20 protein-coding genes are annotated in these 21,633 nt (G+C 57.4%); 13 read left to right on the top strand and 7 right to left on the bottom strand.

The genetic code is table 11. The features are described 5' to 3' along the window. On the top strand, positions 1 to 243 hold the full coding sequence (locus tag FZF01_RS09630; protein WP_150277963.1) for a DUF1289 domain-containing protein: 243 nt from the start codon (positions 1 to 3) through the stop codon (positions 241 to 243). A 158-nt stretch (positions 244 to 401) separates the two neighbouring features. Further along, positions 402 to 1,757 carry a sensor domain-containing protein gene (locus FZF01_RS09625; protein WP_150278188.1) on the top strand — a complete coding sequence of 452 codons (1,356 nt, stop codon included), beginning with the start codon at positions 402 to 404 and terminating at the stop codon, positions 1,755 to 1,757. Between the two features lie 37 nt (positions 1,758 to 1,794). Here FZF01_RS09625 and FZF01_RS09620 read toward each other — a convergent pair whose 3' ends face one another. Further along, positions 1,795 to 2,016, bottom strand: a complete 222-nt coding sequence (locus FZF01_RS09620; RefSeq protein WP_223825465.1) for a VF530 family protein — start codon at positions 2,014 to 2,016, stop codon at positions 1,795 to 1,797. Next, the gene (locus tag FZF01_RS09615; RefSeq protein WP_150277960.1) at positions 2,009 to 2,269 is read right to left on the bottom strand and encodes an RNA recognition motif domain-containing protein; all 261 of its coding nucleotides are present in this window, start codon (positions 2,267 to 2,269) and stop codon (positions 2,009 to 2,011) included. Before FZF01_RS09615 ends, FZF01_RS09620 begins: the two co-directional genes overlap by 8 nt. A gap of 116 nt (positions 2,270 to 2,385) precedes the next feature. Between FZF01_RS09615 and FZF01_RS09610 the strand changes: the two genes are divergently transcribed. Together FZF01_RS09610 and FZF01_RS09605 are read left to right on the top strand one after the other, a co-directional pair. Next, positions 2,386 to 2,913, top strand: a complete 528-nt coding sequence (locus FZF01_RS09610) for an RNA methyltransferase (protein WP_150277958.1) — start codon at positions 2,386 to 2,388, stop codon at positions 2,911 to 2,913. Between the two features lie 51 nt (positions 2,914 to 2,964). After that, positions 2,965 to 4,197: a BaiN/RdsA family NAD(P)/FAD-dependent oxidoreductase gene (locus FZF01_RS09605; RefSeq protein WP_150277957.1), complete on the top strand. Its 1,233-nt coding sequence runs from the start codon at positions 2,965 to 2,967 to the stop codon at positions 4,195 to 4,197. Here the strand turns inward: FZF01_RS09605 and lnt are convergent. Then, the gene (lnt, locus tag FZF01_RS09600) at positions 4,194 to 5,828 is read right to left on the bottom strand and encodes an apolipoprotein N-acyltransferase (RefSeq protein ID WP_150277956.1); all 1,635 of its coding nucleotides are present in this window, start codon (positions 5,826 to 5,828) and stop codon (positions 4,194 to 4,196) included. The genes FZF01_RS09605 and lnt overlap by 4 nt on opposite strands. Before the next feature lie 197 nt (positions 5,829 to 6,025). On the opposite strand from lnt, the gene FZF01_RS09595 reads away from it, so the two are divergent. Beyond that, a complete protein-coding gene (locus tag FZF01_RS09595) occupies positions 6,026 to 6,997 on the top strand; it encodes an acyltransferase (RefSeq protein ID WP_150277955.1) in 972 nt (323 codons plus the stop codon). Here the strand turns inward: FZF01_RS09595 and ald are convergent. Together ald and FZF01_RS09585 are read right to left on the bottom strand one after the other, a co-directional pair. After that, positions 6,961 to 8,082, bottom strand: coding sequence for an alanine dehydrogenase (gene ald, locus FZF01_RS09590; protein ID WP_150277953.1), 1,122 nt, complete (start codon positions 8,080 to 8,082; stop codon positions 6,961 to 6,963). The two genes, FZF01_RS09595 and ald, sit on opposite strands and share 37 nt — an antisense overlap. Positions 8,083 to 8,193: 111 nt before the next feature. Further along, positions 8,194 to 9,252, bottom strand: a complete 1,059-nt coding sequence (locus tag FZF01_RS09585; RefSeq protein WP_150277952.1) for a GGDEF domain-containing protein — start codon at positions 9,250 to 9,252, stop codon at positions 8,194 to 8,196. A gap of 210 nt (positions 9,253 to 9,462) precedes the next feature. On the opposite strand from FZF01_RS09585, the gene FZF01_RS09580 reads away from it, so the two are divergent. From FZF01_RS09580 to FZF01_RS09560, 5 genes are all read left to right on the top strand, one after another. Then, positions 9,463 to 10,467, top strand: a complete 1,005-nt coding sequence (locus FZF01_RS09580; RefSeq protein WP_150277951.1) for a response regulator — start codon at positions 9,463 to 9,465, stop codon at positions 10,465 to 10,467. A 21-nt stretch (positions 10,468 to 10,488) separates the two neighbouring features. Continuing rightward, positions 10,489 to 11,448, top strand: a complete 960-nt coding sequence (locus FZF01_RS09575; protein ID WP_150277949.1) for a GGDEF domain-containing protein — start codon at positions 10,489 to 10,491, stop codon at positions 11,446 to 11,448. 205 nt (positions 11,449 to 11,653) lie between these two features. Beyond that, positions 11,654 to 11,818, top strand: coding sequence for a hypothetical protein (locus FZF01_RS09570; protein WP_188434461.1), 165 nt, complete (start codon positions 11,654 to 11,656; stop codon positions 11,816 to 11,818). 53 nt (positions 11,819 to 11,871) lie between these two features. Next, positions 11,872 to 13,251, top strand: coding sequence for an ATP-dependent RNA helicase DbpA (gene dbpA, locus FZF01_RS09565; RefSeq protein WP_150277946.1), 1,380 nt, complete (start codon positions 11,872 to 11,874; stop codon positions 13,249 to 13,251). Between the two features lie 24 nt (positions 13,252 to 13,275). Beyond that, the gene (locus FZF01_RS09560) at positions 13,276 to 15,201 is read left to right on the top strand and encodes an SLC13 family permease (RefSeq protein ID WP_150277944.1); all 1,926 of its coding nucleotides are present in this window, start codon (positions 13,276 to 13,278) and stop codon (positions 15,199 to 15,201) included. On the opposite strand, the gene FZF01_RS09555 is transcribed toward FZF01_RS09560, so the two are convergent. Together FZF01_RS09555 and FZF01_RS09550 are read right to left on the bottom strand one after the other, a co-directional pair. After that, entirely contained in the window at positions 15,198 to 15,374 is a 177-nt protein-coding gene (locus FZF01_RS09555) for a rubredoxin (protein WP_150277942.1), read from the bottom strand. The genes FZF01_RS09560 and FZF01_RS09555 overlap by 4 nt on opposite strands. Next, positions 15,371 to 16,462: an alkane 1-monooxygenase gene (locus FZF01_RS09550; protein ID WP_223825477.1), complete on the bottom strand. Its 1,092-nt coding sequence runs from the start codon at positions 16,460 to 16,462 to the stop codon at positions 15,371 to 15,373. Before FZF01_RS09550 ends, FZF01_RS09555 begins: the two co-directional genes overlap by 4 nt. A 255-nt stretch (positions 16,463 to 16,717) precedes the next feature. Between FZF01_RS09550 and FZF01_RS09545 the strand changes: the two genes are divergently transcribed. The 3 genes from FZF01_RS09545 to FZF01_RS09535 all read left to right on the top strand — a co-directional run bounded on the left by FZF01_RS09545 (position 16,718) and on the right by FZF01_RS09535 (position 21,619). Continuing rightward, entirely contained in the window at positions 16,718 to 17,779 is a 1,062-nt protein-coding gene (locus FZF01_RS09545) for a helix-turn-helix transcriptional regulator (protein ID WP_150277940.1), read from the top strand. A 169-nt stretch (positions 17,780 to 17,948) separates the two neighbouring features. Continuing rightward, a complete protein-coding gene (locus FZF01_RS09540; protein WP_188434462.1) occupies positions 17,949 to 19,784 on the top strand; it encodes a diguanylate cyclase in 1,836 nt (611 codons plus the stop codon). Positions 19,785 to 19,822: 38 nt separating this feature from the next. After that, entirely contained in the window at positions 19,823 to 21,619 is a 1,797-nt protein-coding gene (locus FZF01_RS09535) for a diguanylate cyclase (protein ID WP_188434463.1), read from the top strand. Positions 21,620 to 21,633 lie beyond the last annotated feature (14 nt).

The raw sequence follows: 21,633 nt of genomic DNA, 5'->3' as shown, positions 1-21,633 counted from the left end.
ATGAGCGAGCCCATTACCAAAAAACCCTGTATAGATTTGTGCGACTTCAACAAGTATCAGATCTGCAAGGCATGCGGGCGTACGCACGAGGAAAAGAAATCCTGGAAACGTCTTTCACCAGAACAGAAACAGGCTGTCTGGCACCGCATCCTGGCGTCCCATGGCAGCGGCGCCAGCAAAGAATCCAAAGCACTGCGAGCGCTGTACCGCAAGGCTGAAAAAAAGCGCAAGGACAGTCAGTAATGCCTCAATTTGATGCATTTTCCGGGACTCTGCCTGATGCCTGAGGTATCTTTCCTACTTCAGGCTCAGTAGTTTCAGGGAGGCAGCCGTTGAAAAAAACAGAACACGGAACGGCAGGCGCTGAGCAAGGACGCAGCTTTCAGCTCTCCCCCGCAGTGATGGACTTGCTACTCGATGCGATATGTGTCGTGGATGCGGCAGGGCGGCTCGTTTATGTCAGCGGCGCTTGTGAAAGGATTTTCGGCTACCAGCCCCAGGAGATGATCGGCAGGGCGATTCTTGACCTGGTCCACCCTGATGACCTGGACGCCACCGTGGCCATTGCCCGTGAAGTCATGCTTGGCCGCCTGACCAACCATTTCGAGAACCGCTATATTCGCAAAGACGGTAGCGTGGCTCATATCATGTGGTCCGCGAACTGGTCGGAGAAGGACCAGTTACGTGTTGCAGTGGCCCACGACATTACCGAACGCAAACACACCGAAGCCATGCAAGCTGCGGTGTATGCGATCTCCGAGGCCGCTTCCAACGCAGCAAATCTGCCTATACTCTTTCGCAATATCCACGAAATCATTGGCGGCTTGCTGCCGGCCAGCGTCTTCTGCATTGCCCTGCACAACCCACAGGATGGCAAAACCCACTTTCCTTACAGTGCAGACGAGAAGAGTCCGTACTCGGATTCGGCCAATGCCGACACCCTGACATTGAGCAATGCCGTCATTCGAAGTGGCCAGCCGATCCGCCTGGAAGCCAAGCGCGGTGCAGCCGTCATATCCGGCACCACGCAGAATGTCAGCGATCGCAGCCTGGACTGGCTGGCAGTGCCCCTGGCAACAATCGAGGGAATTCACGGTGCACTGGTCATTCAGAACCGACGGTCAGCGCCTGCCTACAGTGATAAAGATCAGCAGTTACTGCATTACATCTCAACCCAGATCGCCGCCGCCATTCACCGAGCCAGTATGCGCGAACGCCTGGAGTACCTGTCCCGCTATGACCAACTGACCAGCCTGCCAAACCGAGCACTGCTTAGCGATCGGATCAACACTGCGCTGGCCAGAGCACGACGCGAAAAGGGCAAGGCAGCGGTGCTGTACCTGGACCTGGACAAGTTCAAACTGGTTAACGATACCCATGGCCATGCCATTGGCGATCAACTGCTCAAGGCTGTGGCGGACCGGGTTATACGCTGTGTCCGTGAATCGGACACGGTATCGCGCATCGGCGGGGATGAGTTCGTGATACTGCTCGAGGCTCTCGATCAACCGCAGCAGGCCCATGTTATCGCCGACAAAATCCGCGAGGCACTGAATCTGCCCCTCATTCTCGCGGGACTGGAGCTGATCATTATTCCGAGCATCGGCATCGCGCTTTACCCCGATGACGCGGATGAAGAAAAACAACTGCTGGACCTCGCAGACAGCGCAATGTATCGAGCCAAACGGTTGGGGGGCAATCGTGCACAGCGCGTCGCCGACTCAACCCCGGATTCACCCACACTCGATCCATCTTGAACTATCTGTACGCTAGGCCAGACAGCGCCTGCACCGCTCAGGAGTACTGCGTCTCCACATAGAGAGCTTCTACCTTTTCGCGGGCCCAGGGTGTCTTGCGCAAGAATTTCAGACTGGACGCGATGCTCGGATCGGTCATGAAGCAATTGATGCGTATACGCCGTCCAAGCTCCTCCCAGCCGTAGGTCTCTACCAGCTCCTCGAGTATCCGCTTCAGGGTCAAGCCGTGCAGCGGATCGTGCCCGTGTTGCTCAGGCACCCTTGCCAGCCTCTTCGGACTCATCACGCTTGACACGAATACGGCTTCCAGCAACTTCCAGGTTATTCAAGGCCTTGATCGCCGCCTTGGCGTCATCGTGACGGGGCATCTCGACAAAACCAAAACCCTTGGACCCGCCGGTTTGCTTGTCCATTACCAGGACACAGGATTGCACCAGGCCGTGCGCTTCGAACAGATTGCGCATTTCAGTTTCAGTGGTTGTGCGAGACAGATTGCGGATCAGTAGTTTCATGGGATTACCGTGCTAGAATTCGATCAGCGCACTATACATCCTGTCGGCCCTGGCGGCACGTCGAGCGCATTTTACTCCCCGACCAACGGCTGCCGATGTCCCACGAATCCGACCCTATGAATCTCTCAATATGCATCGGCCTGGTCAACCCCAAGAGCCCAACCAATGTCGGCGCTGTCATGCGCGCTGCTGGCTGCTACGGCGCCGACACCGTTCGTTATACTGGCCAGCGTTATGATCGCGCGGCACGCTTTAATACCGATACCAAGGGAGTCGCATCACGCATTCCGCTACTACCTGTAAAGGATATGCTCAGCGGTTTGTCTGCAGAAGTGAAAGTAGTCTGCGTAGAGCTGGTTGAGGGCGCCACTGCCCTGCCTGATTTCGACCACCCTGATAAAGCGCTGTATGTATTTGGTCCTGAGGATGGCAGCCTCGAGCAGGCCCTGATTGACCGTGCCTATGCGGTCGTCTACGTTCCGACCTTCGGCTGCATGAACCTCGCGGCGACCGTTAACGTGGTGCTATACGACCGTATGGCAAAGTCGGCTAATGCCTCAGGCAGCGATCAGTTGATACGCGAGAGCCGGGACGCAAACAATCGCGTGCGGGTAAAAGCATCGAAAGCCCCTGAGAGGCCCTGAACCCCTGAGCATTAGGGGTTATACTAAAACGCCATTGTCGATGGATATCACGTGTCACAATCAGCTCGCCCCCCTGCTCAACCATATGATGTCATCGTTCTAGGAGCAGGCGCTTCGGGGTTGCTATGCGCATTCACTGCGGCCCAGCGGGGACGTCGAGTACTGGTACTGGAAAAAGCCAACAAGGTCGGCAAGAAGATTCTCATGTCCGGTGGCGGACGCTGCAACTTTACCAACCATTTCGTCGAGGCCGATAACTTCCTCTCCGCCAACCCCCATTTCTGCAAATCCGCCCTTAGCCGCTACACCCAGTGGGACTTTATTGCCCTGGTAGAGCAGCATGGCATTGCCTACGAAGAGCGCAGCCACAGTCAGCTGTTCTGTCTGGATTCAGCCAAGGATATTGTCAATATGCTGCTCAAGGAATGCGACCGGGCCGGGGTCGAAATACAGACCCACTGCACCCTTGGCCATGTTGAGGCGCTGCAAGCCGGGCCATCGCGTTACAGCCTGACCCTGGACCAGGCCGGCATACAAAGAAAGCTGACATGCACTTCACTGGTGGTGGCAACCGGAGCCCTTTCGGTTCCAACTCTCGGCGGCAGCGGTGTCGGCTACGAAATAGCCAGGCAGTTTGGCCTCCCTGTGACGGAGCGGCGTGCGGGGCTGGTGCCGTTCATGTTCAGTGACACCACTAAGTTGATGTGTGAGCGTCTCAGCGGCCTGGCAGTAGAGGTCACGGCAACATGCAACGGGAGAAGCTTTACCGAAAACATGCTGTTTACCCATCGCGGCATGAGCGGCCCCGCCATGTTACAGATCTCCAACTACTGGTTCCCTGGCGACCCGCTACTGATAGACCTTATGCCAGGCGTGGCTGCGGATCAGTGGCTGATTCTGGCCAAGCAGCAACAGGCTAAAAGCCGCTTGCGTACTCTGCTTGGACAAAAACTACCCAAATCCCTGATAGCGGAGCTGCAAACCCTCTGGTGGCCACAATCACAGGACCTGCCATTAGCGGAAATGGGCGACCGCCAGCTTGAGCAGATCGGCCAACAGCTCAACGGCTGGACCCTCAAGCCGTCCGGGACCGAAGGCTACCGCACGGCGGAAGTGACTCTGGGCGGTGTGGATACGAGCGGCATCAGCTCAAAAACCCTGGAGGCCAAACAGCAGCCCGGCCTTTACTTCATTGGTGAGGTACTGGATGTCACCGGCCACCTGGGTGGCTTCAACTTCCAGTGGGCCTGGTCATCAGGCCACACCGCAGGACTTTTCGTTTAACGCTCCACCTCGATCCCTGAGCGGCGGCGACCAGACAGAATTGCGGCGATGCATAGCCCTGCGAGAACTCCGTATATCAGCCACTCAACGATACCCGGATAACGGCTGTACAAACTGCCACCGGCAGTGGGTGAAAAACGCAGGTCAGCCATCAGTTCCGCCCGGGAAAAGGCCGATGTCGAAGCCAGAACCCGACCATTGGGCGCGGCCACAATCGACGGGCCATTATTAATCAAATGTATCATCGGCACCCGATTTTCCACCCCGCGCACGACTGACATCGCACGATGTTGAAACGGCTGCGTAGTCTCGCCAAACCAGTTGTCCTGTGAAACGAACAGCAGCACCTTGCCCGCCCCATCATTTCCGATAGCATCGGCCACATCTGCAGGAAACGCTGTTTCGTAACACACCTTGGGTACCAGGCGCATGCCATCCACGGCGAACTCAGCATGCTCCAAGCCCGCTGCAAGGGGCCGCAGAAACTCTCCAAACAGCTGCGTCGTCAGCCAGTCCAGGCCCGGCAGGCTGAAGAACGCGGGACGGTATTCGCCGAAAGGCATTCTGCGCATCTTACGGTACTGACCCACCTCATTGCCTTGTCGGTCAATATGCATAACCGTGTTGTAGAAGACCTCCTCGCCGTCTTTCCAACGCTTTTCAGCATCATGAAAAACCAGTCCCACGCCGTTCTGAGCCAACGCTTTGGAATAGGCCTGTCGCACGCTGAAATGGTCAAAGTAACCCTTGTAACGCGCTTCGGGCCAGATAACCAATTGAGCACCGGCCTGGGCCAGCCTTAGCGTTGCAGCCATTTCTTCGGGATTTTCACGACTGAAACCCTTGGGCGGCTCAGGCACTTTCAAGGAGACCGCATCGTTGGGTTGCACGAGACCAATACGGCGAACCTGCCAATCCTCCATTTGCGCGTCCCAATGCGCCACACTGAAGGCGCCGTAGGCAAACCAGCACAGCAAAACGAACACCGCCAGTGCGTTGGCTCGCCAGGCGTGCATACGCGAGGACCCTGTAAGGACACGGTAGATGAGTACGCTGCACAGCAGCATCATCATATCCAGGCCTTTGGCACCTAACAGATCGACCCCCTGCAGCCCGGTCAGAAATTCAGCCTGGGCCTCGGCGAAGTGGGTCTGGAACAGTAGCGGATAGAGTGCCATCACGCTGACCAGGCTCAACGGAAAGCTCAACAGCTCCCAACCCTGCAGGTGCAGGGTCAGCCAGCGAAACAACAGACAGCCCAGACCCAGAGCCAGGCCAGCATAGACCCAGAAGCCCAGGCTCAGCAGCACTGTCAGCAAAGCAGAATAATCATCGAGATGGCCGACAAAATTCAGCATCCAGTGGCTGGCTATGGCGAAGCAGACGGTGCCTGCGGTCCAGCCTACGATCAGGGTGCCCCAAAGGCCGGCATGGCGCAGCGCAAACAACAAAGGGACCCAGCCAAGCCAGGCGGTCCAGAATAGCGCCGGGCTCAACCAGGGAATCCCCACCAGGACGCCGGCAGTGATCGCAAGCACGAGTCGCAGCAGCAGCGGCAACACCCTTGACCGCGAGTCTGCACGCACAGAGGCGTCGTCTATGGCCTGTGAAAAAATGAATTGCCGGGACATGGAATAGGAGCTCCAGGGCACGCCTGTACAGATCAACTGCAATTGCGCTTACAGATTCTTGATCAGACACGTTAAGGAGAACCCCGAATACGGGCAATCGCCTTAACGGGTGATATCACACTGCCTTTGAAACCTCGGGGCTGTCAGCGCCGACAAAAGACGTTATTCTTCAAACGTCACGGATTGGAAACAGCTACATGCCACACTGGTTAACCGGCACGTTGACGTGTCTGATTATTCTGTTCAATACGCTGATTGGCATCGGACCAATGCTGGTCGTAGGACTGCTCAAGGTTGCCATACCCCTGAGGGGTTTCCAACGGCACTGCTCCCGTATTGTGATGTGGATCGCGGAAACCTGGGCCGCGGGCGTCAACGCCACGATCAACCGGATGACTGGCACCCAATGGGATATTCGTTGTGAGGGTGTACTGGCACCCCAACATTCCTACCTGGTCATTTCCAATCACCAGTCGTGGGTCGATATTCCTGCGCTGCTGCAGGCTTTCAACCGCAAAACGCCCTACTTCAAGTTCTTTCTTAAACGTGAGCTGGTATGGATCCCGTTTCTTGGTCTTGCCTTCTGGGCATTGGACTACCCATTCATGAAACGGTACAGCAAGGCTCATCTCGCCAGATTCCCGGAAGACCAGGGCAAGGACCTGGAAATTACCCGGCGCGCCTGCCGCAAGTTCAACAAGCTTCCCGTCACTATCGTCAATTATCTTGAGGGAACGCGCCTGACACCAGCCAAGCATCGAGCGCAGAACTCTCCGTACCGGCATCTGCTGAAACCCAAGTCAGGAGGAGTGGCTTTTGTCATGGCAGCTCTGGGCGAGCAGATGCGCTCGTTGCTCGACGTCACCATTGTCTACCCGCAGGGCAAGCCCCCTGGATTCTGGGCGCTGTTGAGCGGCAGGGTGGATCGAGTGGTGATAGACATACGCCAGGTCGAGCTCGCCCCTGAACTGTTCGCCGGGGACTACCAGAATGATGTCCAGTTCCGGAACCGGTTCCAGAAATGGGTTAATGATTTGTGGCAGACGAAAGACGAGCGCATTGAGCAACTACATGCCGAGCTTTTGCCTTACAGCTCAAAGACGAACCAGACGCAAATGCCTGCCGCAATCAATCAGGAAAGTGATGCCAGAACGACGTCAGGGGATTGAGCCGGCATACCCAAAGCCTCGCCTACGCTGACATTGGCAAGCTTCCCCGCCGCCACGTTAAGCCCCTGCCGCAGATGTGCGTCCTCCTCAAGGGCACGTTTCGCTCCCTTGTTGGCAAGCGCCAGCACGAATGGCAGCGTGGCATTGTTCAGAGCCTGGGTCGCTGTGCGCGCCACGGCCCCGGGCATGTTGGCAACGCAGTAATGCACCACCCCATCAATAATAAAGGTAGGATCAGCATGGGTGGTGGCACGGGATGTTTCAGCGCAGCCCCCCTGATCGATGGCCACATCCACCAATACCGCTCCGGCCTGCATGCGTGACACCAGGTCCTTGCTGATCAATTTGGGCGCAGCAGCGCCCGGCACCAGGACAGCACCGACGACCAGGTCAGCCCCCAACAGCTGCTCTTCCAAGGTGCCCGCGGTGGAATATAGCGTGTTGATGCGATTGCCATAGCGTGCATCCAGCTGTCGAAGCACGTCAGGATTCTTGTCCAGCACGGTTACATCCGCTCCCAGACCAACCGCCATGGCCAACGCATTACTGCCAACTACACCGCCACCGAGAATCACCACTTTCCCCCTGGGTACTCCGGGCACGCCACCAAGCAGCACGCCACGCCCGCCACGCGCCTTTTCCAGACAACCCGCTCCGGCCTGCACCGCCATCCGCCCAGCCACTTCCGACATGGGCGCCAGCAAGGGCAAACCACCGCGGCTATCGGTAACTGTTTCATAGGCTATGCACAACGCACCGGAGGCCAGAAGACCTTTGGTCTGGGGGCGGTCCGGCGCCAGGTGAAGGTAGGTAAACAACACATGCTGCGGCCCCAGCCGGCCCCGCTCAACTTCCTGCGGCTCCTTGACCTTGACGATCATTTCGCTCTGGCTGAACACCTCTTCGACGCCTGCCATCCGAGCCCCGGCTGCAAGGTAATCACTGTCGGCAAAGCCGATGGCGGCCCCTGCCTCATATTCCACCCGCACCTCATGCCCATGACGGACCAGCTCGGCTACCGCCGTAGGGGTGAGCCCCACCCTGTACTCATGATTCTTGATTTCCCGCGGAACACCGATGCGCATAACACTCTCCTCAATCTCACGGTCGGGACCGTCGACCCGATATTGAGTGTAGAAGAGCTCAACACATATTCAATTTTATTTTACGGATGTGCGTTATTAACTACAGACGAGTCAAGACAGGAGCGGATCCGGCGCCTTCAGGGGATACTGCTGTCCCGCAGCAACAACCTGATCACGGCCTGCGGCTTTGGCTTCGTACATACGGCGATCAGCCGTTTGCATGAGTTGGTCAAGACTCTGACCATCCTCTCCCAGCGTTGCCACTCCGGCACTGAATGTCATGGTCTGTTGGCCAGAGCCCAGCTCCAGAGGACGTTTACTCAGGTGCCGACGCAAGTCATTTGCCAGGTCAGCTGCCTGCTCCAACGCGGCGCCAGGCAATAACACGGCAAACTCTTCTCCACCGAGCCGGCAAAGCAAGTCAGTTTCCCGCAATCGGCTGGAGAGTACAGAGGCCAGATGGCGTAGGGCTCGGTCTCCCGCTTCGTGTCCGAACTGGTCATTGATGCGCTTGAAGTAGTCCACATCAAGCATGATCAATGACAACGGCTTGTTATCGCGCATTGCATGGCTGCGCTCGCGCTCAAGCACTTCCGCAAGCTTCATACGGTTTGCCAGCCCGGTCAGATTATCGGTACTCGCCAGCTCGATGAGCCGCGCTTCATTCTTTATGCGGCTGCGCTCGTAAATATGCGAAAAGAGCATAATGGCCATACTGCTGATCGCCACGTTCGCCAGCATCATCATGGTAAGTAACGATTCCTGGGCGCCGAAATGATAACTGAACGCGCTCACCCCCAGACTGATGAAGACAAGAGACATCCAGAACCCGCCGCGCAGGCCCAGCAACAGGTAGCAGATTATGGGAATGGTCTGGATCCAGGCAAAAACCGTGCTGGACGTACCCGGAAGCAGCATGGCCAGCACCATCAAGGAAAAAAACGGTACAAGATAGGCGATCATCACCCACTTCAGATGCTCGGTGCGATCCACAATACGCAATATAGAAAGGGCAAACAGAACAAAAAAGGCTTCGCCGGCGGCCAGAAGCCATAGCTCGCGGCCGATATTCAGGCTCGCGAAGAGACTGCCTGCCGCCACCGTCATCCATAACAGCGCCTTGAGCACCAGGCGTCTGTGTTGTTGGTCGGTTTCCAATCCCACCTTCATCCGTTCACTCCTGAATCGGCTTGCTTATTACCCGGCGGCATGCCACTTTTCGAGGCACGCGAAAAAAGGCTCGACTTTTCCGCTCAATCGCTTCTCAATAACTCCGCGTTTTGGCATTCTTGCGCAAAGTATGGCCAAATGCCTGCTCCAGGCAAGCGCCAATTAGCGACAAGTTCATTTAAATCGCCCAATGTAACAAGGATAGTGGATGTGAGCACCATACCATTGCTGGTGTGCGACGATTCGAACATGGCGCGCAAGCAGCTTATCCGGTCACTGCCATCAAACTGGCCGTTGCGGATAACCCAGGCGACCAACGGAATCGAAGGCCTAGAAGCCATCCGCCAGGGCGCTGGCCAAATCGTTTTGCTCGACCTGACCATGCCTGAGCTCGATGGCTTCGGAGTACTTGCCCGGTTGCGCGAAGAAGGCTTGCAAGCGGAGGTTATAGTCGTCTCCGGCGACGTTCAGGATGAAGCGGTTCGGCGAGCCAAGGCACTTGGTGCCAAGGCGTTCATCAAGAAGCCGGCTGACCCCATGCAACTGGCCGACGCTTTGAATGCGCTCGGAGTCGAGATCCCCCTCACTCCAGCAGCCGCTGAGCATACCTCCGAATTCTCCGACTTGCCCAATGTCTCCTTCCGCGACGCTTTCCGTGAAGTGACCAACATTGCCATGGGGCGGGCCGCCAACCTGCTGAGCAAGGTGCTCGGTGTATTTATTCAGCTCCCGATTCCAAACGTCAATATTCTGGAAGTCGGTGAACTGCACATGACGCTGGCTGATGCCCAGCGCGGTCAGAGCCTGACTGCGATATGCCAGGGATATATCGGTGGCGGTATTGCGGGCGAGGCGCTATTGATTTTCCATGATGCCGAAATCAACGACGTCGCCAAGCTTCTCGAGACCCAGGAGGATGAGTCTGCAAGACTGGAAATGCTCCTTGATCTTGCCAGCATCATAATAGGCGCCTGTCTCAATGGTCTGTCGGAACAGCTTAATATCAGTCTGTCGCAGAGTCATCCATTGGTACTCGGGCAACACTGCCCGATTGAGGATCTGGTACGCATCAATCAACGCCGCTGGAAACGCACTCTCGCCGTGGAAATCAGCTACGGACTGGAAGACCTGGATATTCATTTCGACCTGCTACTGCTGTTCACCGAGGACTCCGTACCCCGGCTGCGCGAAAAACTCGACTTCATGATCAATTGAACGCATCAAAAGGACAGGAACATGCCCGCCCAGTTTGACATCACTGAACTTCACTGGCTTCTGGATGTGGTCCAGAGCATCGATGTCGGCGTGGTTGTCATGGATCGCGATTATCAGATCGATGTCTGGAACAGCTTCATGGAGAACCACTCCGGACTGGGCGCAGATGAGGTTGCTGGCCGGACCCTGTTCGACGTATTCCCCGAGATCGAACGTAACTGGTTCAGTCGCAAAGTGGAAACTGCCGTCATGCTGGGAACCCGGGCGTTCACAATCTGGGAGCAGCGGCCCAACCTGGTGCATTTCAAGAGCTATCAGCCAATCACTGGCCTGGCGGACGAGATGTACCAGAATGTCACTATCCTCCCCCTGCGCAGCACCAGTGGCGTCAGCGATCATGTATGCCTGATCATTTACGACGTAACCAGTGTCGCGGTCAACAAGCGACAGCTGGAGTCGGCCAACAACCAACTTCAGGAACTTGCCCTGCGTGACGGACTCACCGGTCTGCTCAATCGTCGTTACTGGGAGCAGTGCCTGGAGCAGGAATTTTCCCGCCATCAGCGGTACGAGCACCCCGCAAGTCTGTTGATGTTTGACATAGACCACTTCAAGAATTTCAACGATACCTATGGTCACCAACTAGGTGATGAAGTGATACGCGAGGTAGCCCGACTTACCCGGCTATTTGCCAGGGAAACCGACTTCGCCGGCAGATACGGTGGGGAAGAATTTGCCGTGCTCCTTCCCGACACCCCCGAAGATGGCGCCTATCAGTTTGCCGAGCGCTTGCGCAAAGCCATAGCAGCGCTGAAGATCCCCCACGAAAACATGATCCTGCATGTCACCATCAGCCTGGGCGTCGCCGAACTGAATGATGCCATGCTCAATCACACCCAATTGATCGAGGCTGCTGACAAGGCTTTGTATCAGTCCAAGGAAAATGGACGAAATCGCACATCTGTTGCCGAAAATGACTAATTCACGTCAGTTATCGACAATCTGGATGCGAAACAAAATGTTTCCTTTTCTTACGCCGGGCCATTGACGTAATATGCGCTCGAACAGGATGTGCCAATAAACAGACACAAGAAGAGTCAAGCCTTTCCCCTCTGACGTTACCTTGTCACATCCTGCCCGTACTATCTTGAACACCGAAACCAATGGTCATCATGGAGTGATTATCATGAGCAGTAACAGCCGCGGTTGGATCTGGGCGTATAACAAGGCGCGCAGCTATCATGTTTCCCGCGCAACGGCGTTTTTCCGTGCAACGCGTTTCTCGATTTTCGGCGATACCGGCTCTTTCACTAGCCACGGAGGGTTTCGCAAGTCCAGAATCAAGCGCTGACGCCATAGACCATTCTGCTACACTGAGCGGCCATCAAGCATCAGGTGCCGCCAGTGCAATCGACTTCCTTTTCCAGCCTGTCTCTGCCCACCGCACTCCTGCAAACCCTTGAGCATCTTGGTTTCAAGGAGATGACGCAGGTACAGGCGCAAGCGCTCCCGGTGATCCTCACCGGCAACGACCTCATAGCTCAGTCGCGCACCGGTAGCGGCAAGACCGCAGCCTTTGGCATCGGCCTTCTGGTGCCGTTGAACCCGGCCTTTCTTGGCTGTCAGGCGCTGGTCCTGAGCCCCACGCGGGAGCTCGCCGCGCAGACCGCAACCGCATTACGCACTATGGCCAGTGGCATGCCCAATATCAAGATCGTTACGCTCTGCGGCGGTACGCCTTTTGGTCCCCAAGCCGCCTCCCTCGAACAGGGAGCCCACGTGGTGGTTGGGACACCCGGACGTATAAAGGATCACCTGGACCGCGGCACTCTGGAGCTCAAAGGCCTCAACTGCCTGGTACTCGATGAAGCAGACCGGATGCTCGACATGGGATTCTTTGATGCGATCAGCGCAATCATTGAGCTGGCACCCAAGCGACGGCAGACCCTATTGTTTTCGGCAACCTACCCCCCGTCAATCGAAGCGCTTGCCGGTCGCTTCATGCAGTCACCACAACGTATCAGCATTGAAGAGACCGAGCCGGAAAATCCGATTACCCAGCGCTTCTACGAAATTACCCCTGGTGAGCGCCTGCAATCGGTAGTCAGACTCCTTGCCGCTGAACGCCTGCAACCCTGTATCGCGTTTTGCCATACCCGCCAGCAGTGCCAGGATGTTCTCAAACATTTGCAGGCTCACAAAATCAGTGCACTGACGCTGCACGGCGACATGGAACAGCGGGAACGGGACGAAGTACTCGCTCTGTTCGCCAATCAGAGCTGCAGCGTACTGGTGGCTACCGATGTGGCCGCCCGGGGGATCGATATTGCCGGCGTCGCTGCGGTGATCAATGTCGAACTCTCCCCGGACCCGGCGGTCCATACTCACCGCATCGGTCGCAGCGGACGTGCTGGGGAACCCGGCCTGGCGTTGAGCCTGGTCGCCCCGTCTGAAGGCGGGCGGGCCAATGCAATCGAAGCCGCTCGCGGCCAGCCCCTGGAATGGCACCCGATCGCACAGTTGCCTGCGGGTCTGGATACGCCGTTAATTGCACCTATGCGCACGCTGGCGGTGGCCGGTGGGCGCAAGGACAAGGTTAGACCTGGCGACCTGCTGGGCGCACTCACTGGCGACGCCGGCCTACCGGCCGATGCGATCGGCAAGATCAGTATCACCGACTACCAGGCACTGGTAGCCGTCAAAAGGGATCTCGCCCCCACCGCCCATCAGCGACTGGAGCAGGGAAAGATAAAGGGTCGTCGATTCAAAATCCGGCTGCTCTGACACACGCTTACAGGAGTCTGGATAGTGAGTCTCGATCAGGTTTTGTTCTTCGTCGTACTGTTGGTGACCGTTGGTCTTTTCCTCTGGGACCGGTGGCGGTATGACCTGGTAGCCCTGGCCGCACTCCTGGCCTGCGTGATTCTCGGACTGGTGCCGGCCGAGTCGGCATTCGAAGGATTCGGCCATCCCGCGGTGATCACCGTGGCCGCGGTGCTCATACTCAGTTTCGGCCTGCAGACAACTGGCGCGGTGGATGCCCTGGCCCAGCGCATTCTCCCTACCGGCGGCGGACCGGCCCTGGGCATTGCTGCTTTGATGCTGCTCGGCGCCTTTCTCTCGGCCTTCATGAACAATGTCGGCGCCATGGCACTGCTGATGCCGATCGCCATTCAGCTTGCCGCCAAGCAGAATATCCAGCCTGGACAAGTGCTCATGCCCCTGGCTTTCGGCACCATTCTCGGTGGCATGACCACCTTGATAGGTACGCCGCCAAACCTGATCGTTTCCGGGTTCCGGGCCGAAGATGCACAGGGCCCCTTCGCCATGTTCGATTTCGCCCCGGTGGGGATCGCCGTCGCCCTGGCCGGCATACTCTTTACCGTCCTCGCCGGGCGTTGGCTGGTGCCCAAGAGAACCCGTTCGGATGCGGGTAGCTTCGATACCGGCACCTATATCACGGAAGTGCGCATCGGCAGGGATTCCAAAGTCGTTGGCCAGCGGCTGGGCGAAGTCGAGGAGCGCCTGGACGCCGACACCCAGATCGTCGGCCTGGTACACAACGACTTCCGGGTCACCGCGCCGCGCGCCGGTCAGCGACTTCAGGCCGGAGATATCCTGGTACTGGAATCAGAGCCGGAAGCACTGGGCCCCGCTCTGACACGACTGGGCCTGAAGCTGGAAGAAGATGTTCCAAGTGAGCCGATCGAGGAGGACACGGACGACGACGCCGAGACAGAGGCTAAAGCCGAGGCAGAATCCAAGACTGATGCTCAGATATCGGTATCTGAGGACGAGGGCGAGAACGATCAAGAGATCAGGGAAGCGAGCAAGGACGAAAAGAACAAAGAGAACGAGAAAAGCAACGCTCAGGCAGACGAGATCACCATACAGGAGCTGCTGGTACAGCCGACGTCGTTACTCACCGGACGTAGCGCTACGGATGTGAGGATCCGCACCCGGTTCTCGGTCAATCTGCTGGCAATTTCCCGTCAGGGCCACCGCTCGATCCGACGATTGCGCTGGACTGATTTGCAGGCAGGGGATGTGCTCCTGATGCAGGGCACGCCCGATGCGATCAGCCATTTTGCCAATGACATGGGCTGTATACCCCTCGCCCAGCGAGCCATCCTGATTCCCGATCGGAAGAAAGCCTATACCGCCCTGGGCATCATGCTGGCTGCAGTGCTGCTCGCAGCTCTCGGGGTCCTGCCGACAGCGATCGCGTTCGTGTTGGGGGTCGTCGGCTATATGCTCACACGCGTCCTGCCCATGCGCCGCATCTATGAGGCTGTCGACTGGCCTATCATCGTTTTGCTCGGCGCCCTGATGCCACTGGCAGATGCGATGGCAACTACGGGGGCCGCGGATCTGTTGGCGCGCTCACTGCTCGAGCAACTGGCCCAGGGCAATCCAGTCATCGCCCTTAGCCTCATGCTGGTGGTGACGCTGATCTTGTCGAGCTTCATGAATAATGCCGCCACGGCGGCGATCATGTGCCCGATCGCAATCGGTATCGCGCATCAACTGGAAGTCAATCCCGACAGCTTTCTGATGGCCGTCGCTATTGGCGCCTCCTGCGCTTTCCTGACGCCCATCGGGCACCAGAACAACACGTTGATTCTGGGCCCGGGCGGCTTCCGATTTGGCGACTACTGGCCGCTGGGGCTTCCACTGGCGATACTCGTTGTCGCGGTCAGCGTACCCATGCTGCTTTGGGTATGGCCGCTCTAGACCGCGCCTTCATCACTCCGGGTGAAGTCGTCCTTGTAACTGATCGCACAATCGGGACAGACGAAATCTTCCGGCAACTCGGACCAGGCGGTGCCTGCGGCGAAACCCATATGGGCATCGCCTGCGGCTTCGTCATATACATATCCACATTCAGGACACAGGTAGCGGCTCATGCTGCCACCCCGGCGCCCGTCGTTGTCTCCTGCGCATCCCCAAGCCGGTAGCGGCGCATCAACCGATCACGCTTGGCCGGTTCGAAATTGATGCGTGACGGATCTCGATCGACCGCATCAAGCAGGCGCTTGTCCATCACCTTGAACCAGATCGCCGGCACATAGGCAATCGCATACATCCCGAAATAGCCACTGGGCAGCCGCGGCAGATCGGGAAAATCACGCAGCGACTGATAGCGACGCGTCGGATGTGCGTGATGATCGGAGTGGCGTTGCAAATGGAACAGGGCCCAGTTGGAAAACAGATGATTGCTGTTCCATGAATGGTGCGGCTGGCAGCGCTCATATCGGCCGTTGGCCTGCAGCTTGCGCAAAAGCCCGTAGTGTTCGATGTAGTTAGCCTGGGTAAGCTGGAATGCACCCCAGAATGCAATCAGCAGCAACACAGGTATCATCTGTACGCCGAGGAACGCGATCAGTGTGCCATAGAGCACGAGACTTATAAGGGCCGGCTGAATAATCTCATTCTCCAGACTCCATACCGACTTGCCACAGCGCTCGAGGCGTTCGGCCTCAAGATCCCAGGCACGAAAAAATGCACCTGGCATTTCCCGGAAAACAAAGCGGTAGATACTTTCGCCCATGCGTGAGGACGCCGGATCAACCGGAGTCGCTACATCGCGGTGGTGCCCACGGTTGTGCTCGACAAAAAAGTGGCCATAAAAACCCAGAGCCAGGGTAATCTTGGCCAGCCAGCGCTCGAGTGAGGTTTTCTTGTGGCCCATTTCATGGCCAAGGTTAAGGCCATAGCCAAGAGTGCCACCGGCAGCAAGTATCACCGCTAGAACGCCGTGCCAGGGCAGCTCATGCGTACCTACGAAGATCACGCTGACCAGGAAGCTGGCCCAGAGAACAGGCACCAGGGCATAGGTAACGTAACGGTAAAATCGGTCTTCCTCGAGTGCCGGAACAGCTTCCTCCGGCGGGTTACTCTGGTCCTCCCCGATGATCGCATCCAGTAAGGGAATCACCAGATAACTGAACAGTGTCGGCAACCATAACCACAAGAGATTGGGCGACACAAACATGTACATGAGTGGACCGATAAGCGCTATACAGGGCACCAGCAGAGAAAATAACCATAGATGCCGTTTTCTGTCGACGTAAGCTGAAGATGCCGGAGACACAGAGGCCGAGCTATTCATCTTGAATACCTTTTATTGTTATGACGGTTATTCGACGATTGCTTGATGATCATCCTCCCCGCCTGGCAGGCCGCCTACCGTTGCAACGGGCAATAAATCGTCATATTGTGACAACTGATCCTTTCTTCGGTCCGGCCCATGTTCAACCAGCAGCTCTGGCTCAGCCCCTCGATTCATCCCGTATATGCCCGTCTTATCTGTGCCGAGCTGCGGCGTCGCGGGTTCTCCGACAGCCGCATTCTGGAAGGAACCCGTCTCGACTGGAACAACCTGCACCACGACAATCACTTTCTGAGCTTCGACCAGATGCATCGCCTGGTGCTGCATGCGCTCTCGCTCAGTCAATGTCCGTGGTTGGGTATCGAAGTGGGCCGGCACACCGACGTCTCCGCCCATGGCGCAGCCGGCTACGCCAGCATTCTGACCAGCAACGTCCGGGCGGCTGTGGGGGTTATCAATCGGTACTCCAGTTTGCGCCAGAACATCGCCGCCTTCAGAATCGACCCGGAGCACACAACGATGCTGGTCCTCGACGAGCGCCTGATTCTGCCGGAGCTGCGCGAGTACCTGCTGGGGCACTTCACTACCGGCGTTCTGCGCCTGCTCGAAACTGCCACCGGACTACCCGTGTATCAGGATCTGATCCTGCACTGGCCCATGGCCGAGACAGACTGGTCTGCTGCCTATCGTCAGGTAGCCGGGACAGTCAGGTTCGGTAGCGATCAGTTACGGCTCGAGATGCCGGCCGGCTACCTGGAAAGCCCCTGTCTGGCGGCAGATCCTGAAGCCCACAGACTGGCTCTGCGTGACTGCGAAAACCAGCTTCAACGCTTGGTCCGCGGTGGTTCCCTGAGCGAACGTATAAAAAAACGCTTACTGAGTTGCGACAGTCAATATCCGACCCTGGAGCAAATGGCCGCCCAGGAGCATATGGCCCCGCGCACGCTTATTCGTCACCTAAGCGACGAGGGTGTTCGCTATCAGACCTTGCTCGACGATGTGCGTTGTGACCTGGCCTGCTGGCTTCTCTCACAGACCAGCCTGAGTATCGAGAATGTGGCAGAGCGCCTGGGCTATCTGGATCCAACCAATTTCAGTCGAACCTTCCGCCGCTGGCTGGGAGTCACGCCACGGGGCTTCCGTCAGCAGGCTCAACGGTCAACTGCAGAATTTGACGCCAGCACCAGCACAGACCTATAGTCGTGGCTGGATAAAGCCATTCAAATCACAGCCGATACCGATCAAGGTATCAACCCGTCAGGCAGAACAAGCCGGCCACCGATGATGAAACACCAGGGATTCAGGTCACACTTCGCATATGGTCCTTTTAACGCACGTTCGACCCTCCAGGGGCCTGCGCGGCTCAGCAATGCGTTGTTTCGCGTTGATCTGGCTATTCCTGCTCACAGGCACCACCGCTCAGGCCTCAGCGCCCCTGATAGTCGATAATGCGACTCGGGTAATTTCTGATCTGCAGCCCCATGTAAGCTACTTCCGTGACCAGGAACGCCAGCTTCTACCTGACCAGGTAATGGAGCAACCCTCCCTGTTTCAACCTGCTTCCCAACGAGAAGGTCTTAATTTCAGCTACACCCGCGACCGTCTCTGGTTGAAGGCGACCGTGACGTCCACGGCCGACCGCCGTACCGACTGGATTCTCGAAATGCGTTACCCGTCTCTGGACAGGGTTACCCTGTATAACGTAGGGGCAGACGGTACCGTCATCCAGCATCAGGGTGACACGCTGCCATACCAGCAGCGGGACATGAAGCATCGCAATCCAATCTTCAAGCTGTATCTGGAGCCCGGTGAAAGCCGCACGCTATTCGTCGCCGCACATTCAGAGGGTAGTCTGACGCTGGATGCCCAGTTGTGGCAAGCGGAGCACTTCTATGAAAACAGCCAGGCAAGCTATGCCATCCTGGCGACCTACTTCGGCATGTTGCTGGCGCTGGCCATTTACAACCTGCTGTTGTTTGCCGTCTTGCGTGAGCGCTCCTTCGTGCTGTATGTCTGCTTCGTAGTTGCCTTCGGTGCCGGAGTTGCTGCAATCAACGGACTAGGGGCCCAGTTCATCTGGCCCAACCTTGGCGAGCATGGCAACCGCATCCTGCCTTTCAGCCTCAGTCTATCCGCCGCGGTGGGTGTGCTCTTCGCCCGGTCATTCCTGGATACCGCTCGGCGAACACCACTACTGGATTCGTTCCTGGCCATATTTGCATGGATGGCGATGCTGGCGACGCTGACCACACTGATCATCCCCATTCAGCCCGCTTTGCAATTGATGTCGGTCACCGGGCTGCTGACCACCCTGGTACTTTTCACCGCCGGCATGATCTGCGTCGTCAAGGGCATACCGGGTGCACGCATATTTGTAATCGCCTGGCTGATGCTGCTGGTAGGCGGCATGTTGCTGGGGCTGCGCAATTTCGGCCTGATACCCTCCAACTTTGTTACCGTCAATGCGATGCAGATCGGTTCGGCTGTGGAGATGCTTCTCCTTTCCCTCGGTCTGGCTGCACGCTTCAACGAGCTCAAGCGTCTCAAGGAGCAGGCTCAATTGCAGGCGCTATCGGCCCAGAAACAGGTAGTCCAGTCCCTGGTCCACCAGGAGCGTATTCTGGCACTGCGCGTAGCGGAACGCACCGAAGCGCTGGCAGAGGCCAACAAGCGGCTGGAGCTGCTGGCCATGCAGGACCCTCTGACCGGACTGGGCAACCGCAGCGCCCTTGGCCGCCATTTGCCCCAGGCGATGCAACGCACAGCCCGGCGAGGCGAATTACTTGCGTTGGTACTGATTGACCTTGACGGCTTCAAGGCGATAAACGACGAGCTGGGCCACGATGTAGGAGACCAGGTGCTGGTTGGTATCGCTTCGCGTCTTTCCGGCTGCGCCAGGCAGACCGACCTGGTGGCCCGGCTTGGTGGCGATGAGTTCATCCTGATCAGTGAAGGAATCGCCGATCAGGAAGACGCCCTGCAACAGGGGCAACGACTACTCGATGTCATGAGTATGCCGCTGGAGCTGGAGGGCGTCAGTGTCAGCGTTGGCGCAAGCGTGGGCATCAGCCTGAGCAACGGGGTCGAGCCCGATATAGAGACTCTGATGCGCCAGGCAGACCAGGCCATGTACCAACGCAAACGAAGCGGCCGACACGGTGTTGTCTTGCATACCGCCTCCCCGCCCGAGAAAATCAAGGCATGAGGGCCCTGCGACAAAGGAGTCGATGCATCACCGGGCGCTTGGTCTTCGCACTCTGCAGCCTGCTTCTCCTGAGCTGGGCGTGCTGGACCGTTGCGCAACCCGAATCGCGTGTTCTGCAGCTTCAAGGTAGCGAACAAACCCTGGATCTGCAGCCCTGGCTAGAGCTCAGACGCACCGATGCGCAGACAACATTCGAGCAAATTCTTTCCGGCGCAGGGGCATGGACTGCTGCATCCAACTACAGCAATATGCATTTCGGTTACAGCTCCGACGCCCTCTGGATGAAGATCAATGTGCAGTCCGTTGCGCAGCAAGAGACCCTCTGGCATCTGTATTTCCCCTATTCCTCCCTGAGCAGGGTGACCCTTTACCGCGAGGGCCAACCTGAACGAATAAGCGGCCTGGGAGTGCCCTTATCCGAACGCGACTTTCCGCACCGCAATGCAGTATTCATGCTCCAGATGGCACCCGGAGAACAGGCCACTCTGTATCTCCGAGCTGAATCAGCGGGCAGTCTCGGTGTGACAAGTCAGCTCTGGTCACGCTCAGCCTTCGCCAGTCATAGCGTCAGCAGCACAGCAATGGTTGCACTCTACTGTGGACTACTGCTGGGCCTGGGTCTTTACCATCTGCTGGTAGCTGGAGTGTTGCGCGATCAGAACTACCTTCTGTATGGCTCACACCTGGTCTTGTTCGCGCTTGGCGTAGTGGCTTTTTCCGGACTTGGGGCCCGGTATCTGTGGCCCGAAGCCGGCGAATGGGGTACCCGGCTGCTGCCTTTTGGCCTGACCGCTGCAAATGGCTGTGCCTTGCTGCTATTGCGCAACCTTTTCCTCGACAGGACACAGGCGAGCACCTGGCGCGTACTCTTTGATGTGTTGGCTATCATCAGTGTGGTACTGGCCCTGGCAAGCCTGTTTGTCTCCGCGAGCTGGGTCAGCCGTGCGATACCCTGGCTGGCGATTACAAGCACTGTCTTTGCCGCTATCTGTCTTGTGCGTGCCGTTCGCTTGCGGCTACCCTCAGCCAGACCTTTCCTGCTGGGCGCAGTACTGATCGCTTCCGGCATTGGTCTGTTTGCTCTCAGAGCAACCGGCCTCGTACCGACCTATCTACTTGCCGATCTGGCTATCCAGAGTTGCAGCGCCGCGAGCATGCTGGTCATTTCGATGGCGCTAGCCTGGCGAACACACTCACAGAACAGAGCCCAGCTGGATGCGGGAGACGTTCAGATCAAGCGCTTGACCAACGCCCAAGAACAGACGCAACAGCAGTTACAGGAAGCTACGCGCCAGCGCAATGAAGCTAACCTGAAGCTACAGAATGCCGCTCTGGAAGACCCCCTCACGGGCATACCCAACCGCGCTGCGCTCGATCGGCATATCAACCATGCACTACGCCGTAGCAGACGACGACCGGCCCCCCTTGCGGTCATGCTTGTAGACCTCGATGGATTCAGACAGCTGCATGATCAGTTGGGGGATGATACCGAAGACAAGATTCTCTGTGTCATTGCGCAGCGGTTGTCCAGCACTGCCCGGGAGACTGATTTTGTCGCGCGCCTCGGGGGTGACGAGTTTGTTCTGGTAGCCGATGACGTCGCAGATTCACAACAGGCACAGATAATTGCAGAGAGATTGCTTGATGCCCTGGCGCCCAGCATTGAACTGGAAGATCAGAGCATCTCTGTAGGGATCAACATCGGTGTTACTCTGTCCCACGCCGCAGACCTGGATCTGCCGCTGCTGCTGAGGCAGGCCGACTCGGCCCGTTATTCACGCAAAACCAGCGGCCGGGGCGGCGTCAGTTTTCACAACTCCGAACCGGTTGCCTGAACAACCGATGTAAG

The organism is Halopseudomonas salina, from assembly GCF_008641105.1.
Note: the sequence above shows the minus strand (reverse complement) of the source record. Positions and strands in the feature narration are given on the sequence as shown.

Excerpts from the sequence above, each read along its gene's own strand:
- FZF01_RS09630 (WP_150277963.1), top strand. The coding sequence starts at position 1 with ATGAGCGAGCCCATTACCAAAAAACCCTGTATAGATTTGTGCGACTTC.
- FZF01_RS09625 (WP_150278188.1), top strand. The coding sequence starts at position 402 with ATGGACTTGCTACTCGATGCGATATGTGTCGTGGATGCGGCAGGGCGG.
- FZF01_RS09615 (WP_150277960.1), bottom strand. The coding sequence starts at position 2,269 with ATGAAACTACTGATCCGCAATCTGTCTCGCACAACCACTGAAACTGAA.
- FZF01_RS09610 (WP_150277958.1), top strand. The coding sequence starts at position 2,386 with ATGAATCTCTCAATATGCATCGGCCTGGTCAACCCCAAGAGCCCAACC.
- lnt (WP_150277956.1), bottom strand. The coding sequence starts at position 5,828 with ATGTCCCGGCAATTCATTTTTTCACAGGCCATAGACGACGCCTCTGTG.
- FZF01_RS09595 (WP_150277955.1), top strand. The coding sequence starts at position 6,026 with ATGCCACACTGGTTAACCGGCACGTTGACGTGTCTGATTATTCTGTTC.
- ald (WP_150277953.1), bottom strand. The coding sequence starts at position 8,082 with ATGCGCATCGGTGTTCCGCGGGAAATCAAGAATCATGAGTACAGGGTG.
- FZF01_RS09585 (WP_150277952.1), bottom strand. The coding sequence starts at position 9,252 with ATGAAGGTGGGATTGGAAACCGACCAACAACACAGACGCCTGGTGCTC.
- FZF01_RS09575 (WP_150277949.1), top strand. The coding sequence starts at position 10,489 with ATGCCCGCCCAGTTTGACATCACTGAACTTCACTGGCTTCTGGATGTG.
- FZF01_RS09570 (WP_188434461.1), top strand. The coding sequence starts at position 11,654 with ATGAGCAGTAACAGCCGCGGTTGGATCTGGGCGTATAACAAGGCGCGC.
- FZF01_RS09555 (WP_150277942.1), bottom strand. The coding sequence starts at position 15,374 with ATGAGCCGCTACCTGTGTCCTGAATGTGGATATGTATATGACGAAGCC.
- FZF01_RS09550 (WP_223825477.1), bottom strand. The coding sequence starts at position 16,462 with ATGTTTGTGTCGCCCAATCTCTTGTGGTTATGGTTGCCGACACTGTTC.
- FZF01_RS09545 (WP_150277940.1), top strand. The coding sequence starts at position 16,718 with ATGTTCAACCAGCAGCTCTGGCTCAGCCCCTCGATTCATCCCGTATAT.
- FZF01_RS09540 (WP_188434462.1), top strand. The coding sequence starts at position 17,949 with ATGCGTTGTTTCGCGTTGATCTGGCTATTCCTGCTCACAGGCACCACC.